The 14,864-nt window shown below is 74.8% G+C and carries 14 protein-coding genes and 1 pseudogene; 6 read left to right on the top strand and 9 right to left on the bottom strand.

The features are described 5' to 3' along the window. Window positions 1-92: 92 nt before the first annotated feature. The 4 genes from OO57_RS28940 to OO57_RS28925 all read right to left on the bottom strand — a co-directional run bounded on the left by OO57_RS28940 (window position 93) and on the right by OO57_RS28925 (window position 2,497). A complete protein-coding gene (locus tag OO57_RS28940) occupies window positions 93-692 on the bottom strand; it encodes a hypothetical protein (protein ID WP_033255641.1) in 600 nt (199 codons plus the stop codon). A gap of 45 nt (window positions 693-737) precedes the next feature. Beyond that, complete coding sequence (locus tag OO57_RS28935; protein ID WP_051778370.1) at window positions 738-1,673, bottom strand: WXG100 family type VII secretion target; 936 nt, start codon at window positions 1,671-1,673, stop codon at window positions 738-740. Continuing rightward, on the bottom strand, window positions 1,670-1,996 hold the full coding sequence (locus OO57_RS28930) for a type VII secretion target (RefSeq protein WP_033255640.1): 327 nt from the start codon (window positions 1,994-1,996) through the stop codon (window positions 1,670-1,672). The genes OO57_RS28935 and OO57_RS28930 overlap by 4 nt, the downstream gene beginning before the upstream one ends. A 144-nt stretch (window positions 1,997-2,140) precedes the next feature. Then, on the bottom strand, window positions 2,141-2,497 hold the full coding sequence (locus tag OO57_RS28925; RefSeq protein ID WP_033255639.1) for a DUF6204 family protein: 357 nt from the start codon (window positions 2,495-2,497) through the stop codon (window positions 2,141-2,143). Window positions 2,498-2,591: 94 nt separating this feature from the next. Between OO57_RS28925 and purB the strand changes: the two are divergent. Then, window positions 2,592-3,839, top strand: a pseudogene (gene purB / locus OO57_RS28920) (adenylosuccinate lyase); the annotation flags it as partial. A gap of 85 nt (window positions 3,840-3,924) precedes the next feature. Here purB and OO57_RS28915 read toward each other — a convergent pair. After that, on the bottom strand, window positions 3,925-5,400 hold the full coding sequence (locus tag OO57_RS28915) for an MFS transporter (protein WP_234337546.1): 1,476 nt from the start codon (window positions 5,398-5,400) through the stop codon (window positions 3,925-3,927). A gap of 56 nt (window positions 5,401-5,456) precedes the next feature. Next, a complete protein-coding gene (locus OO57_RS28910) occupies window positions 5,457-6,383 on the bottom strand; it encodes an AurF N-oxygenase family protein (protein ID WP_033255638.1) in 927 nt (308 codons plus the stop codon). A gap of 145 nt (window positions 6,384-6,528) precedes the next feature. Here OO57_RS28910 and OO57_RS28905 point away from each other — a divergent pair, with 145 nt between their 5' ends. Continuing rightward, window positions 6,529-7,533, top strand: a complete 1,005-nt coding sequence (locus OO57_RS28905) for a PHP domain-containing protein (protein ID WP_033255637.1) — start codon at window positions 6,529-6,531, stop codon at window positions 7,531-7,533. A gap of 66 nt (window positions 7,534-7,599) precedes the next feature. Continuing rightward, a complete protein-coding gene (locus OO57_RS28900; RefSeq protein WP_033255636.1) occupies window positions 7,600-8,274 on the top strand; it encodes a VOC family protein in 675 nt (224 codons plus the stop codon). Window positions 8,275-8,281: 7 nt separating this feature from the next. Here the strand turns inward: OO57_RS28900 and OO57_RS28895 are convergent, their stop codons facing one another. Continuing rightward, window positions 8,282-9,082 carry a tyrosine-protein phosphatase gene (locus OO57_RS28895; RefSeq protein WP_033255635.1) on the bottom strand — a complete coding sequence of 267 codons (801 nt, stop codon included), beginning with the start codon at window positions 9,080-9,082 and terminating at the stop codon, window positions 8,282-8,284. A 261-nt stretch (window positions 9,083-9,343) separates the two neighbouring features. On the opposite strand from OO57_RS28895, the gene OO57_RS28890 reads away from it, so the two are divergent. Both OO57_RS28890 and OO57_RS28885 read left to right on the top strand, forming a co-directional pair. Further along, on the top strand, window positions 9,344-9,910 hold the full coding sequence (locus OO57_RS28890) for a DJ-1/PfpI family protein (protein WP_033255634.1): 567 nt from the start codon (window positions 9,344-9,346) through the stop codon (window positions 9,908-9,910). A gap of 57 nt (window positions 9,911-9,967) precedes the next feature. Beyond that, a complete protein-coding gene (locus tag OO57_RS28885) occupies window positions 9,968-10,567 on the top strand; it encodes a TIGR03086 family metal-binding protein (protein ID WP_033255633.1) in 600 nt (199 codons plus the stop codon). A 15-nt stretch (window positions 10,568-10,582) separates the two neighbouring features. Here OO57_RS28885 and OO57_RS28880 read toward each other — a convergent pair whose 3' ends face one another. After that, window positions 10,583-11,161, bottom strand: a complete 579-nt coding sequence (locus tag OO57_RS28880; protein ID WP_033255632.1) for a TetR/AcrR family transcriptional regulator — start codon at window positions 11,159-11,161, stop codon at window positions 10,583-10,585. Between the two features lie 320 nt (window positions 11,162-11,481). On the opposite strand from OO57_RS28880, the gene OO57_RS28875 reads away from it, so the two are divergent. After that, a complete protein-coding gene (locus OO57_RS28875) occupies window positions 11,482-12,930 on the top strand; it encodes an MFS transporter (RefSeq protein ID WP_033255631.1) in 1,449 nt (482 codons plus the stop codon). A 353-nt stretch (window positions 12,931-13,283) separates the two neighbouring features. Here OO57_RS28875 and OO57_RS28870 read toward each other — a convergent pair whose 3' ends face one another. After that, the gene (locus OO57_RS28870) at window positions 13,284-14,858 is read right to left on the bottom strand and encodes a glycoside hydrolase family 53 protein (protein WP_033255630.1); all 1,575 of its coding nucleotides are present in this window, start codon (window positions 14,856-14,858) and stop codon (window positions 13,284-13,286) included. Window positions 14,859-14,864: the final 6 nt, after the last annotated feature.

Here is a 14,864-nt window from a genome sequence, read left to right as displayed (position 1 = left end):
TGGCTCCACACCTACAATCACCACCGCGGACACACCGCACTCGCCGGCCAACCACCCGCCAGCCGCGTCCCCAACCTCACAGGACAGAACACCTAGGGCAGGCCGAACGCGGCGGCGAGTTCGTCCGCCGCGGACGGCAGCGGGGTGGTGAGGGCGATCCAGGAGCCGTCACGGAAGTGCAGGTCGACCCGGCCGCGCTGGGTGACGCCCTTGGCGTTGCGCCGCGCGGCGGTGACCTCCGGGCGCGGGAGCTCCAGTTGGAGGGCGTGCTGCTCGGTGAGCTGCCACGGCTTGGCGCGGTCGGCGAGCAGCAGCAGCCGCCGGTCGGTGAGGGCGAGCAGGGCACTGCCGTGGGCGCCGTCCTCGTGCAGGCGGATCACCAGGCGTCCGGCGGTGGAGTGCCAGCCGCCGTCCATCCCGGTGCCGTGCCACACCGATTCGGGCACCGCGTTCAGCATCCGGTCCTCGACCGCCCCGACGACGGCGGACGCCGGGTTGACCACCGCGTACGCGCGCCGCAGCAGGCCGAACGGCTTGGCGAGCCGCTGCTCCAGTTCACCGGGCTGCCGGGGCGTCAGCAGCTCTTCGGGCGGCCGCGGGATGCCGGGCGCGAGCGAGACCGGCGCGGCGGCCCGGAGCTGCTCCCCGGTGGCGAGGAACGGTGCGGCGAACTGGCGGTCCCGGTCGAGCACGGGTCAACTCCTCGGTGGGTGCGGGTCGGTGGAGCGCGGGCCTGCTCAGCCGAAGGCGTCCTCGAAGCGCTGGCGGCGCTCCTCGGGGCTGAGCGCGGGCGGCTGCGCGGGCTGGGCCGCGCCGAGGCGCTCGCGCAGCGCCGTGCTGGGGCCGGGCGTGCCGCCGATCCGGTCGTCGGCCTCGTCGCCGAGGATGCCCGCGCCGCTCTGCACCGCCTGCTGGACGGTCTGCCCGACCGGGTCGCCGGTCAGGCCGATGCCGTGCAGTCCGGCCTTGCCGATGGCTTTGACGCCGGTCTTGGCCAGGTACGCCTCGACGTCCAGCGGCTTGTTCCAGGTCCAGGGCTTCTTCGGGTTGAGGTGCGGACGCTTGGAGACCGCCTTGAGCGCCTTCATCGCGTCGGCGATCTTCTTCAGCGCGCTGGCGAGCTTGCGCACCAGGTTGGCTATCCGGACGCTGGCGATCGAACCCTCGGCCGCGGCCGCGGCCGCCTCGGCGGCGAGCGACACCCCGGCGGTGATCACGCTGAAGGCGAGCGAGGCGGCGAAGGTGATGATCGCCCATTCGATCAGCTCGCGGATCACCGTCTCGACCAGGTCCTGCGCCATCCGGCACTCGGCGGCGGCCTCGGAGAGCAGCTCGGCGGTGCCCTCCATGTCCGCCGCCTCGGCCTCCAGGGCCTGCTCCAGCTCGGCGAGTTCGGCCTGCAGGGCGTCGGCTGCCGCACCCTCCCACTCGCCGGCCAGCCCGGCCCGGTCGCGCCGCTGGTCGGCGATCAGCTCGCGCAGCTGCTCGGCCTGCCGCTGCCACAGCCGGGCGGCGTCCTCCAGCCCCTCGGGGTCGCCGGTGACGAACTCCAGGGGCTCCGCGAGCGGTTCCACGAGGGGCCGCATGATCCCGTCGACCACGCTGCCCAGCGGGCTCATCCAGCTGTTGATCTTCGTGTAGGCGTCGACCGCGCCCGAGACCGGCCCGCTCATCCGCCCAGCCCCGCCGAGATCGCCCGCATGTCCTGCCCGGTGGCCTCGTCCGCCCGCTCGTACGCCGCGGCCATGCCCTCGGCGTACTCGGCGATCCGGTCCATGGTGTCGCCGGCCGCGCCCGCGTTCTCGATCGCCGACTCGGACCGCTCCACGTAGTCGCGGCCGGTCTCGTCGGCCTCCGGGAGCTTCCCGAACGCCGACACCGACAGCTGGTGCGCGCCGAGCTCGGAGCGGATCGCCCGCAGCCGCTCGGCCCGCTCGTTGCTGGTGCGGGCGAACCGGCGAAGCGCGTCCGGATCGACCCTGAATTCCCCCGCCATCGCGGTGCCCCTCTTCTTCCCCGTTGCCCGGCCCGCGAGTATGGGTGGCACCATGCGCAGGCCATGAGTTGGTCAAGAAGCTAACACGGGGTCACCCGATCCAGACAGGGCGGGCGTCGGTCCGGCCGCCCGGGCCCCGGCGGCTCAGCCCTTCCTCCGGGCCTCCTGCTTCTGCCGCGCCCCCAGCGCCGCCAGCGCCATGTCCTGCGCCTGCGACTTCAGGTTCTTGTAGCCGTACCCGCGGTCGGTCAGCCACAGCTCCGCCGCCGTCTCGGCCCGCACCGACGCCGCCACCACGTCCTCCTCCGCCTCCCCGTGCTCCAGGAAGCGGAAGGTGAAGAACGGCCGCGCCGACAGGTCGTACACCAGGTGCCCCTCCTCGGTGAACTCCGCCCGCAGCACGTCGTGCTCGGCGGCCTCGGCCTGCAGCTCGGCCCGCTGCTCGTCGGTCAGGGCGTCGAAGGAGCCGCGGACCGTGATCCGGAAAGTGCGCTTGGTCATGCCCCGGACCCTAACCCGCCGCCCCCGCCGCGCTCATCCCGGTTTCCGGACGCGCTTCGTCCTCCCCTGAGCTTGACTGTTAGGCTTGCGAAACGTGAGCGCGAAGCCCAAGATCCCCAATGTCCTGGCCTCCCGGTACGCCTCGGCGACCCTGGCCCAGCTGTGGTCCCCCGAGCACAAGGTGGTCCTGGAGCGCCACCTGTGGCTGGCCGTCCTCAAGGCGCAGCAGGACCTCGGCATCGAGGTGCCGCCCACCGCGATCGCCGACTACGAGCGGGTCGTCGACCAGGTCGACCTGGCGTCCATCGCCGACCGCGAGAAGGTCACCCGGCACGACGTGAAGGCCCGGATCGAGGAGTTCTCCGAGCTCGCCGGGCACGAGCAGATCCACAAGGGCATGACCTCGCGCGACCTCACCGAGAACGTCGAGCAGCTGCAGATCCGCCAGTCGCTGGAGCACGTCCGCGACCGCACGGTGGCCGTGCTGGTCCGCCTCGGCCGCCTCGCCGCCCAGTACGGCGAGCTGGTCATGGCCGGCCGCTCGCACAACGTCGCCGCCCAGGCCACCACCCTCGGCAAGCGCTTCGCCACCGCCGCCGACGAGGTGCTGGTCGGCTACGTCCGGCTGGAGGAGCTGATCGCGCGCTACCCGCTGCGCGGCATCAAGGGCCCGGTCGGCACCGCCCAGGACATGCTCGACCTGCTCGGCGGCGACGCCGACAAGCTCGCCGAGCTGGAGCGCCGGGTGGCCGGCCACCTCGGCTTCGAGAACGTGTTCACCTCGGTCGGCCAGGTCTACCCGCGCTCGCTCGACTACGACGTGGTCTCCGCGCTCGTCCAGCTCGCCGCCGGGCCCTCCAGCCTGGCCAAGACGATCCGCCTGATGGCCGGCCACGAGCTGGTCACCGAGGGCTTCAAGGCCGGGCAGGTCGGCTCCTCGGCGATGCCGCACAAGATGAACACCCGCTCCTGCGAGCGCGTCAACGGCCTGGCCGTCATCCTGCGCGGCTACGCCTCGATGACCGCCGAGCTCGGCGGCGACCAGTGGAACGAGGGCGACGTCTCCTGCTCCGTGGTGCGCCGCGTCGCGCTGCCGGACGCGTTCTTCGCCTTCGACGGCCTGCTGGAGACCTTCCTGACCGTCCTCGACGAGTTCGGCGCCTTCCCCGCCGTCATCGAGGCCGAGCTGGACCGCTACCTGCCCTTCCTGGCCACCACCAAGGTCCTGATGGGCGCGGTGCGGGCCGGCGTCGGCCGCGAGGCCGCGCACGAGGTCATCAAGGAGCACGCGGTGGCCGCCGCCCTCGCCATGCGCGAGGGCGCCCGCGAGAACACCCTCGTCCCCCCCCCCGCCCCCCCCCCCGCCCCCCCCCCCCCCCCCCCGGGCGCCCCCCCCGGCCCCCCCCCCCGGGGGGGGCCCGCCGTCGTCAGCGCTCCTGGTCCGGGTGCATCGGGGGCGTGGTCGGGGCGCAGTACCAGTCGCAGTCCGGTTCGGCGACCGGGTGCGGCGGGGCGAGGGCGTCGGAGCGGACGGTGGTGAGGGCCAGGACGGCGCCGGCGGCGAGCAGGGCGGCGCAGATCAGCACGGCGGTGGTGAAGGCGGCGTCGACCTCGGCCGGGACGCGGTAGGCGTCGCCGCTCAGGCCCGCCAGCGGGGGGATCGCGGCGACCGCGAACAGGCCTGCGGCGCGGGCGGCCGCGTTGTTGACGCCCGAGGCGATGCCCGCCCGCCGGACGTCCACGGCGGCCAGCACCGTCGCGGTCAGCGGGGCGACCAGCAGGGTCATCCCGGCGCCCTGCACGGTGACGGCGGGCAGCACGTCCAGCCAGTAGTTCGCGTCCGGCCCGATCCGCAGCATCAGCAGCACGCCCGCGGCCACCACCAGCGGCCCCACCGTCAGCGGCAGCCGCGGCCCCGCCTTCCGGCCCAGCCGCCCGGCCCGGCCGGAGAACAGCAGCATCAGCACGGTGATCGGCACCAGCGCGACCCCCGACAGCAGCGGCGTGAACCCGGCCACCACCTGCAACTGCACCGTCAGCAGCAGGAACACCCCGCTGAACGCCCCGTACACGCAGAGCGTGACCAGGTTGACGGAGGTGAACAGCCGGGAGCGGAACAGCGACAGCGGCAGCATCGGGTGCGCCGAGCGGTGCTCGACCAGCAGGAACGCCCCGGTCAGCACCAGGCCCGCGACCCCGGCCGCCACCGCGCCCGGGGCCGGCCCCGCACCGGCCTCGGTCAGCGCGTAGGTGATCCCGGCCAGCGCCAGCGCCGCGAGCAGCGCGCCCAGTACGTCGAAGCGGCCGGACGCGTCCGGGTCGCGGCTCTCCGGGACGTGCCGGGCCGTCACCGCGACCACCGCCGCCGCCAGCGGCAGGTTCAGCAGGAAGATCCACCGCCAGCCCGGCCCGTCCACCAGCCAGCCGCCCAGGAACGGCCCGACCGCGGCCGCGACCCCGCCCAGCCCCGACCAGGCCCCGACCGCGCCCGCCCGGTCCTCCTCGGCGAACACCGCCTGCAGCATCGCCAGCGAACCGGGCGTCAGCAGCGCCCCGCCCACCCCCTGCAACGCCCGTGCCAGCACCAGCAGTTCGACGTTCGGCGCGGCCGCGCACCCGGCCGAGGCGAGCGCGAACCAGCACACCCCGATCAGGAACACCCGCCGCCGCCCGTACCGGTCGCCGAGCGAGCCGCCCAGCAGGATCAGCGCCGCCAGCGTCAGCATGTAGGCGTTGACCGTCCACTGCAGCGCCGACAGATCGGCGCCCAGGTCCTCGCCGATCCGGGGCAGCGCCACGTTCACCACCGTGCCGTCCAGCATCGCCATGCCGGAGCCCAGCGCCGTCGCCGCCACCACCCACCGGCCGCGGCCCGTGCCGAGGCGGATCCCGTTGTCGTCCACGGTCAGAGTCTCGGGCAGCGCGGGTGGTGGCGGGGGCGCGGCGCGCAGGCGGCGGGTCAGGGGAGCAGGTGGGCGCGGCGCCAGGCGCGGGCGGTGGCCGGGGTGAGGACGCCCAGGTCGGCGAAGAACTCCAGCGCCTTGCGGGCCCAGTCGATCCGGGCCTGCCGCCAGTGCGGGTTGGCCTCGGCGGCGCGGCGGGCCCCGGCCGGGTCGAGCCCGGCCAGCGCGTACACCCGCGGGTGCACGATCTCGGCCACCGCCTGCCGGGCCAGCAGCGCCAGCGCCCGCCGGAACACCGCCCGCCGGGCCGCCGTCATCGCCGCCCAGCGGCGCTCCAGCTCCGGCTTGGCGTAGCCGATGTGCCGGGCCTCCTCGACCACGTGGATCCGGGCCACCGAGCGGGCCAGCGGCTGCAGCGACTCGTCGCGGACCATCTCGCGCTGCATCGCGTCGGTGAACTCCTCGACGAAGATCGCCCCGGCGAAGGTCATGGTGGTGTCGTTGAGCAGGAAGTGCAGCTTCCCGAGGCGGTCGGCGCGCCGGGTCGGCCGGGCCGAGGGGTAGCCGGTCGCGGTGATGTAGCGGGCGAACATGGTCGAGTGCCGGCACTCGTCGGCGACCTCGGTCAGCGCGTACTGGGCGTGCCCGGTGGTCAGGTCGCCCGCGTAGACGTGCCGGATCAGGCCCTCCATCAGCACCAGTTCGAACCAGATCCCGGCGGCCGTGGTGGACGCGAACTGGTGCACGCTCAACCGGGCCCTGGCCCGCTCGTCCAGCCGCTCCCACAGCGGGGTGCCGTACAGCGCGACGCGGTGCGCGGGCAGCGCGTAGTGGTCCGGGTCGACGGGGGCGGACCAGTCGATCTCGGTGAGCGGGTCGTACGAGTGCTTGGCGGAGGCGCGCAGCAGGCGGGCGGCGTTGAGCTCGCGGTCGGCGTTGCGCTGCCGGGCGGGGGAGTGCGGCGGGGTGGTGGTGTCGGGCACGGGCGGGCTCCGGAGGGTGGGGGTGCGGCGGGGGCTCCGGGACGAGTAAACCAATGAGACAGACTGTCAACAAGGGGTCGGGGCGGATCGGCGGCGGCGGACCCGTCCGCGTGCGACCCCGTCCGGCCCCGCGCAGACTGGCCGCATGGACCCGGTCACCGCCCTGGAACGCATCGCCTTCCTGCTGGAACGCGAACTCGCCTCCCCCCACCGGGCCGAGGCGTTCCGCACCGCCGCCGTCGCCGCCGCCGCCCTGCCCCCCGAACCGATCGACGCCGCCCAGGCCGAACGCCTCCCCGGCGTCGGCCCCGTCACCGCCCGGGTGATCGCCGACGCCTCGGTCGGCCGCACCCCCCAGTACCTGCTGGAGGCCGAGGCCCGCGCCGCCGCCGGACCCGCCCCGTCCACCGCCGCGCTCCGGCTGCGCGAGAAGCTCCAGGGCGACTGCCACCTGCACTCCGACTGGTCCGACGGCACCGTCCCGGTCGAACGGATGGCCCGCACCGCCCGCTCCCTCGGCCACCACTGGGCCGTCCTCACCGACCACTCGCCCCGCCTCACCGTCGCCCACGGCCTCAGCGCGGACCGCCTGCGCGAACAGCTCGACCTGGTCGAGGAGCTCAACGCCCGGCTCGCCCCGTTCCGGCTGCTCACCGGCATCGAGTGCGACGTCCTCGCGGACGGCACGCTCGACCAGGACGAGGAACTGCTGGGCCGCCTCGACGTGGTGGTCGCCTCCGTCCACTCCGAACTGCGGATGGACGCCGACGCGATGACCCACCGGATGCTCGCCGCCGTCCGCAGCCCGCTGGTCGACGTCCTCGGCCACTGCACCGGACGGCGGCTGGGCGACGAGCCCCGCCCGCCCTCCGCGTTCGACGCCGAGGCCGTCTTCACCGCCTGCCGCGAGCACGACACCGCCGTCGAGATCAACTGCCGCCCCGACCGCCAGGACCCGCCCGACGACCTCCTCGCCCTCGCCGCCGACCTCGGCTGCCTGTTCGCCATCGACACGGACGCCCACGCACCGGGCCAGCTCGACCGGCAGGTCGACGGGTGCGAGCGGGCGGTGGGGGTGGGGCTGGGGGCGGAGCGGGTGGTCACGGCGTGGTCGGTGGAGCACCTGCTGGCGTGGGCGGGGGCGCGCTGACGCGCTGCGCGCTGCGTGCCGGGGGCGCGGTGACGTGCTGTCAGTGTGGGGCGGTAACCTGCGCGGATGGCTGACGTGTACGAAGAGACGAGGATCAGGCCGCTGGCGTTCCACGCCGCGGGTGGGACCGAGGACTGGCGGGTGCTGGGGGAGGGGGCGTGCGCGTTCTTCCGGACGGGGTCGTTCGGGGCGGGGGCGCGGCTGGTCGGTGCGCTCGGGGAGGCGCTGGACGGGGTCGGCGAGGTGGACGTGGACCTGCGGCCGGAGGGCGTGACCGTCCGGCTGGTCGAGGTGGGCGAGGAGTACTACGGCCTGACCGGGCGGCACGTCGAGCTGGCCCGGCTGGTCTCGGCGACCGCCCGCGGGCTCGGCGCGGTCGCCGACCCGGAGGGCCTGCAGACCGTCCAGGTCACGGTCGACGCGCTGGACGTGCCCGCCGTGGTCGCGTTCTGGCGGGCGCTGCTCGGCTACCGGGACCGCTCCGGCAGCCCGGAGGACCTGATCGACCCGGCCCGCCGCGGCGCGCCGTTCTACTTCCAGCAGATGGACGCGCCCCGCCCGCAGCGCAACCGGGTGCACGTGGACGTCTGGGTGCCGCACGACCTCGCCGAGGCCCGGATCGCCGCCGCGATCGCCGCCGGGGGCCGCCTGGTGACCGACGAGCACGCGCCGAACCACTGGGTGCTGGCCGACCCGGAGGGCAACGAGGCCTGCGTCGGCGCCGCCGGGGCCGCGGGCTGACGGCCGCTCAGGCGGCCCCGACCAGGCGCTCGCGCAGGCTGTCCAGGGTGTCGTCCTTGAGGCCGAGCCCGGCCCGGGCGTAGCTCTCGGCGTCGCCCCAGTGCCCGGCGAGGACGTCCAGCGCGGCGTCCAGGTACTCGGCGCGGACGGAGAACACGGCGTCCGCGACCTCCGGGTCGCCGCCCGCCGCGACGAAGCGCTCCACCAGCGGGGCGTAGTGCGTGCGCACCGCCGGGTCGACCGCCAGGTACTCGGTGCGGACGGTCTCCTCGTCCGCACCGAGCAGCAGCAGGACCAGGGTGGCGCCCCAGCCGGTGCGGTCCTTGCCCGCGGTGCAGTGGAAGAGCACCGGGCCGCCGCCCTGGTGGGCGAGCGCCGTGATCAACTGCTTGTAGGCCTGCCGGGCGGCGGGCGAGGTGACGAACGCCCGGTAGTCCTCGCGCAGGGCGCCCGCGGCCCGGCCGCCGCCCAGGGCGCGGTTCGCGCCGGACGGGTCGGCGAGCGCCGCGGTCAGCGCGGCCGTCGCACCGCTGCCCGCCTCGTCGGCGAGCACGTCCGCGACCAGCAGGTGCGCCCCGCCGGGGACGCGGTCGGGGAAGGCGGCGCGCTCGGCTGCGGTGCGCAGGTCGACGACGGTGCGCACGCCCAGCGCGTCGAACACCGGGTCGCCCGCCGGGTCGAGCCGGTCCAACTGGCCGGAGCGCAGCGCCAGTCCGGGCCGGACCCGGGCCCCGCCGGGCAGGTCGATGCCGCCGAGGTCGCGCAGGTTGGCGACGGTGGCGGAGTCCACGAGGTGCGAGTGCTGCATGACGGCCTCCCTGTCGACGGACCCGGAGAACGGGCGGACCTTGCCAGCACGCTAGGCGCGCCCCGGGCGGGTCGCCCCCGGAGTACCCCCGGCCGGGGGCCCCGCGCGGCGGACGGCGGAGCGGTCGGGGAGCGCGCGCCCGTGCGCCGCGCCGCGCCGCGCGCGCCCCTTGATTGACGCGGCGTCAGCGGGCAGGGTGGTCACCGCCCGGCCCCGTCGGGGCGGGGCGTGCCTGGTGCGACGAAGGGACGGAATCCCCGGATGGCAGCGAAGATCCTGATCATCACCGGTGACGCGGCGGAGTCGCTGGAGGTGTTCTACCCGTACCAGCGGCTGCTGGAGGAGGGCTACGAGGTCGACATCGCCGCGCCGACCAAGAAGACCCTGCAGTTCGTGGTGCACGACTTCGTCCCGGGCTACGACACGTACACCGAGAAGGCCGGCTACACCTGGCCCGCCGACCTGGCGTTCGCGGACGTCGACCCCGCGCAGTACGTGGCGCTGGTGCTGCCCGGCGGCCGGGCGCCCGAGTACCTGCGCAACGACCCGGAGGTGCAGCGGATCGTCGCCGCGTTCGTCGAGGAGGACAAGCCGCTCGCGCAGATCTGCCACGGCCCGCTGATCACCCTGCGGACCGGCTCGCTGGCCGGGCGCCGCACCGCCGCCTACCCGGCGCTGGAGCCGGACGTGGCCGCGGGCGGGGCGGACTTCGTCGACGGCGACGCGGTGGTGGACGGCGTGGTGGTCTCCGCCCGGGCCTGGCCGGACCACCCGTCCTGGATGCGGGCGTTCGTCAAGCTGCTGCGCGAGAAGGCCCCGGTCGAGTAGCGGCCGCCCGGGGTGTCGGCTTGCCCGCCCCGCCCCGGGCGGGCAAGCGTGTACCCCATGGCAGCACACCTCGACGGACCGGCCCTGCTCGCGCTGCACGCCCGGGCGCTGGAGCACTTCGGCGACCTGGTCCGGGCCGTGCCCGACGGCGCCTGGCAGGCGCCCACCCCGTGCACCGACTGGACGGTCCGGCAGCTGGTCGGCCACCTGACCTCCGAACAGCTCTGGGTGCCCGACCTGCTGGCCGGGGCCACCGTCGCCGAGATCGGCGACCGCTTCGACGGCGACGTGCTGGGCGACGACCCGGTCGCCGCCTGGACGGCCGCCGCCGACGCCGCCCGGGCCGCGTTCGCCGCCCCGGGCGCGCTGGAGCGCACCGTGCACCTGTCGTACGGCGCGCGGCGGGCCGACGGGTACGCCCGGGAGATGACCGTGGACGCGGTCGTGCACGCCTGGGACCTCGCCCAGGGCACCGGCGCCGACCCGACCGTCGACCCGGCCGCCGCCGAGTTCGCGCTCGCCGAACTCGCCCCGCAGGCCGACGCGTTGGCCGCCTCCGGGCTGTTCGCCGACCCCGTCCCCGTCCCGGCCGGTGCGGACGCCGCGACCCGGCTGCTGGGCCTGGTCGGCCGCGACCCCGCGCACCCGCTGGGCTGAGGACCCGGGCCGCGCTCAGCGGCGGGTGCGTACCCCGTCCAGGGCGATGGCCAGCACGCGGTCGCGCTGCCCCTCCTCCGGGAACGCCACCGAGGTGATGCCGGAGACCATCCGCAGCAGGTCCTCGATGCTCATGTCGCTGCGCGCCTCGCCCGCCGCCTGGGCGCGCAGCAGCAGCGGGGTGCCTCCGGAGTACATGGACTGCAGGCAGGCCTGGAAGACGTCCGACTCCTCGCCCGCCAGGGCCTCGCGGATCGCCCGCTTGGTCGTCGCGTAGTCGACGAAGCGGCGCAGCCAGGTGGTCAGCGCCTCCCAGGGCGGCAGGTCGGCGACCGCGAGGGAGGCCTGGTAGAGGTCGTCGACCTCGGCGGCGTACACCGCCTCGAACAGGTGCCGGCGGGTGGGGAAGTTGCGGTAGAGGGTGCCGATGCCGACGCCGGCCCGACGGGCGATGTCCTCCAGGGAGGCCTCGGCGCCGTGCGCGGCGAACGCCTCGCGGGCGGCGGCGAGCAGCGCGTCGAAGTTGCGGGCGGCGTCCGCGCGGCGCGGGCGCTGGGCGGCGAGGAACTCGCTCACCACGATCTGATCCGGCACGGGGACCTCGTTCTCGACACATCCGGGAATTCGAATTGAACCGGAGGCATGCCTCCGCTAATCTGGAGGCATGCCTCGACTTTAGCACCGGGGCCCGGACTCCGGCCCGCCCGCGTACGGGCGGACCTGCCGTTTCGCCGTGCCCGCACACCCGCCCGACGACGCCGGGTGACCGCACGGCGACCGTGAGCACCGCCATCGTCCCACTGCTCCGCTGCCCCGCCGTTCCTGCGTTCCTCCGTCCTACCGTTCTGATGCCCGGCCGCCGCGGTGCACCCCGTGCTGCCCGCGTGCGCCGTCCCGAGTCCCGAGAGGGTTCGATGAACCGCCACTCCCCCCGCCTGACCTTCGGCGTGCTCGCCGTCGGAGCGGGCGTGTACGCGCTGCTCCAGTCGCTGATCACGCCCGCCCTCCCGATCGTCCAGGAGGAGATGCACACCACGCAGTCCACCGTCACCTGGGTGATGACCGCCTACCTGCTCTCCGCCTCGGTCTTCACCCCGATCCTCGGCCGGGTCGGCGACCTGGTCGGCAAGAAGCGCACCCTGGTCGCCGCGCTGGTCGCGCTGCTGGTCGGCTGCCTGGTCGCGGCGCTCGCGCCGAACATCACCGTGCTGATCGTGGCCCGGGTGATCCAGGGCATCGCCGGTGCGCTGTTCCCGCTCTCCTTCGGCATCATCCGCGACGAGTTCCCGCCCGGACGGGTCTCCGGCGGCATCAGCAACATGTCCGCGGTGATCGCCGTCGGCAGCGGCCTCGGCATGGTCCTGGCCGGGCCGATCGTCGGCGCCCTCGACTACCGCTGGCTGTTCTGGCTGCCCGTCATCGTGGTCGCGGGCACCGTCCTGCTGGCCCACCGCTACGTCCCCGAGTCGCCCAACCGCAGCGAGGGCAGCGTCGACTGGCTCTCCTCCGTCCTGCTCTCCGGCTGGCTGGTCGCCCTGCTGCTGCCGGTCAGCCAGGCCTCCCAGTGGGGCTGGGCCTCGACCAAGGTGCTCGGCCTGCTCGCCGTCGCCGTGGTGCTGTTCGCCGCCTGGGCGTTCAACGAGTCCCGCTCCCGCAACCCGCTGATCGACCTGCGCGTCATGCGACTGCCCGCCGTGTGGACCACCAACACCGCCGCCCTGCTGTTCGGCGCGGGCATGTACGCGGTCTGGGCCTTCCTCCCGGGCTTCGTCCAGATGCCCACCAGCGCCGGGTACGGCTTCGGCTCCAGCGTCACCGGCGCCGGACTGCTGATGCTCCCGATGGTCGCCGCCATGTTCGTGGCGGGCGTGGTCGGCGGACGGCTGGCCGGACGCTTCCCCGCCAAGGCCCAGCTGGTCACCGGCGCCCTGTTCGGCGCGATCGCCTGCGCGCTGCTCGCCGCCCGGCACGGCAGCCCCGCGGACGTCGCGGTCGCCGCGGGCGTGTTCGGCCTCGGCATCGGACTCGCCTTCGCCTCGATGAGCAACCTCATCGTGCAGGCCGTCCCCGCCGCCCAGACCGGCGCCGCCACCGGCATGAACGCCAACATCCGCACCATCGGCGGCTCGATGGGCGCCGCCCTGATGACCGGCCTGGTCACCGGCCACCTGCAGTCCGACGGCCGCCCCGCCGAATCCGGCTACACCCACGGCTTCGCCCTCCTGGCCGCGTTCTGCCTGGCCGCCGCCCTCGCCGCCCTGCTCGTCCCGGCCCGCCGGGCCACCGCGGCGACCGTGCCGGTGGAGGCCGCGGCGGCGGAGCGGCAGGCCGCGGCCGCGGAGCGCGAGACGGTCGGCGGCTGACCCGCGGCGGCCGGGAAGCGGCAACGGCCGCCAGGCGGGCCCGGGGCTGTGCCCGGGTCGGCCGGTCCCGGGGCTCGGCCCAGGGGGCTTGGGAGTGGCTCGGGGCCGGCTCGGGGCTGATCCCCACGGGCCCGGGGCCGTGCCGGGGCGGCCCCGGGCTGTGCCCGTTGGTTTCGTGGCTGCGCCTGGCGGGTCGGAGCGGTGCCCGGCTGGCGCGGGCCGAGCCGAGCCGTCCTGGGGCAGCGCCCGGGGCGGCTCTGGCGGGGGTGCGCCCGGCTGGTTCCGGGCCGGGCCCGGCCGATGGGAGGGGTGCCGTCGGCCGGGCGGTGGCTCGGTGGTGGGTCAGCGGTGGGTCAGCGGTGCTTCAGCCAGCTCATGGCGCTGGTCGGCCTGTCGTTGTAGTCGAACAGCGCCTGGTTCTCCCAGGCGTCCCCGGACGCCGGGTCGGTCGGGTCCCAGCCGTTGCCCGTCACGGCCGTCCAGGTGGGCTCCCAGTAGAAGACGCCCAGCCCCCGGCCGTTCGGTACGGCCTCCACCACGTTCATCACGTCGCGCAGGTTGGCGGCCTGCCCGGCCTGGGTGGCGGGGTAGCCGGCCACCAGCTGGGAGGAGGTCGCGACGTTGTTCTCCAGCGCGTCGTCGTTCGCCAGGGTGAAGGCGTACGCGGTCTCGGCGACGAACACCTGCTTGCCGTAGCGGGCGGCCATGTCGTCCAGGGTGGTCTGCAGGTCGCTCAGCGGGCCGTGCCAGTAGCCGTAGTACGAGAGGCCGATCAGGTCGAACGGCACCCCGTGCGAGACCGCCTGGTCGAAGAAGGCCCGGGCCCCGGCGTCGTCGCCGCCCTTCGCGAGGTGCAGCGCGACCTTGGTCGAACTGCTCACGGCCTTCGCCGCGTTCGCTCCCTGGGTGAGGAGCGCCGCCAGGTTGGACCAGTTGGCGGTGGAGCCCTCGTTCCACAGGATCCCGGCGTTGATCTCGTTGCCGATCTGCACCATGTCGGCGGTGGTGCCCTGGGCCTTCAGCGCGTTCAGCACGTCGTAGGTGTGGTTGTAGACCGCCGACTTCAGCTGGGCCAGCGAGTAGCCGGACCAGGCGGCGGGCTTGGTCTGCTTGCCGGGGTCGGCCCAGCTGTCGGAGTAGTGGAAGTCGATCAGCAGGCCCATGCCGAGCGCCTTGGCGCGCTTGGCCATGGCCAGGACCCTGTCCTTGTTGTTGTAGCCGTCGGCGGGGTTGACCCAGACCTTGAGCCGCACGTAGTTCGCGCCGTTGGAGTGCAGGATGCTCAGCGCGTCCCCGGCGGTGCCGTCTGCCCAGCGGTAGGTGCCGCCCTTGTCCTCGCTCTTCTTCAGCGTGGAGACGTCCACGCCGCGGGCGGCCAGGCCGGTGCTGCCGGGGGTGAGGGAGAGGTCGTCGACGTTGATCCAGTTCCCGGCCTTGGCGTCGGAGTTGATGCTGACGGTGCACTGGCCGCCGGTCACGGCGACCGAGGTGACCAGCCGGATCCAGGCGCCGTCGGGGGTCGGCGGCAGGTCGGTGCGCTGCTCGGCGGAGCCGCAGTTGCGCAGGGCCAGGTACGCCGAGTTCTGCCCGCCGCTGGAGCGGACCCAGGCGGTCAGCGTGTAGGTGCCGTTGGCCAGCCCGGACAGGTACTGGTAGGTCTCGACCTTGTAGGCGGCGGCCGCGTAGTGGGTGAGCCGGTACGAGCCGCTGTGGCCCCCGGCCTCGGTGTACGAGGCGCTGTTCTGTCCGGCGGCCGAGTAGGTGGACCAGCCGGCGGGGGCGGCCGTTCCGGTGCCGCCGGACTCGAAGCCGGTGTTGGTGAGGGTCGCGGCGGCGCCGGCCGCGGTGGGGAGGCCGGTGACGGCGGTGGCGGCGAGCGGGAGTGCCGCCGCGGTGGTGATGAGTGCGCGCTTGATGCCCTGGTGCATCGTCGT

The organism is Kitasatospora phosalacinea (assembly GCF_000717185.1).
Lineage (GTDB): Bacteria > Actinomycetota > Actinomycetes > Streptomycetales > Streptomycetaceae > Kitasatospora > Kitasatospora phosalacinea_A.
This window is presented reverse-complemented; position numbering and strand designations above follow the sequence as displayed.

Bases quoted from the DNA above. Each gene is read 5' to 3' on its own strand.
- OO57_RS28935 (WP_051778370.1), bottom strand. From the start codon at position 1,673: ATGAGCGGGCCGGTCTCGGGCGCGGTCGACGCCTACACGAAGATCAAC.
- OO57_RS28930 (WP_033255640.1), bottom strand. From the start codon at position 1,996: ATGGCGGGGGAATTCAGGGTCGATCCGGACGCGCTTCGCCGGTTCGCC.
- OO57_RS28925 (WP_033255639.1), bottom strand. From the start codon at position 2,497: ATGACCAAGCGCACTTTCCGGATCACGGTCCGCGGCTCCTTCGACGCC.
- OO57_RS28905 (WP_033255637.1), top strand. From the start codon at position 6,529: ATGGACCCGGTCACCGCCCTGGAACGCATCGCCTTCCTGCTGGAACGC.
- OO57_RS28900 (WP_033255636.1), top strand. From the start codon at position 7,600: ATGGCTGACGTGTACGAAGAGACGAGGATCAGGCCGCTGGCGTTCCAC.
- OO57_RS28895 (WP_033255635.1), bottom strand. From the start codon at position 9,082: ATGCAGCACTCGCACCTCGTGGACTCCGCCACCGTCGCCAACCTGCGC.
- OO57_RS28890 (WP_033255634.1), top strand. From the start codon at position 9,344: ATGGCAGCGAAGATCCTGATCATCACCGGTGACGCGGCGGAGTCGCTG.
- OO57_RS28885 (WP_033255633.1), top strand. From the start codon at position 9,968: ATGGCAGCACACCTCGACGGACCGGCCCTGCTCGCGCTGCACGCCCGG.
- OO57_RS28875 (WP_033255631.1), top strand. From the start codon at position 11,482: ATGAACCGCCACTCCCCCCGCCTGACCTTCGGCGTGCTCGCCGTCGGA.
- OO57_RS28870 (WP_033255630.1), bottom strand. From the start codon at position 14,858: ATGCACCAGGGCATCAAGCGCGCACTCATCACCACCGCGGCGGCACTC.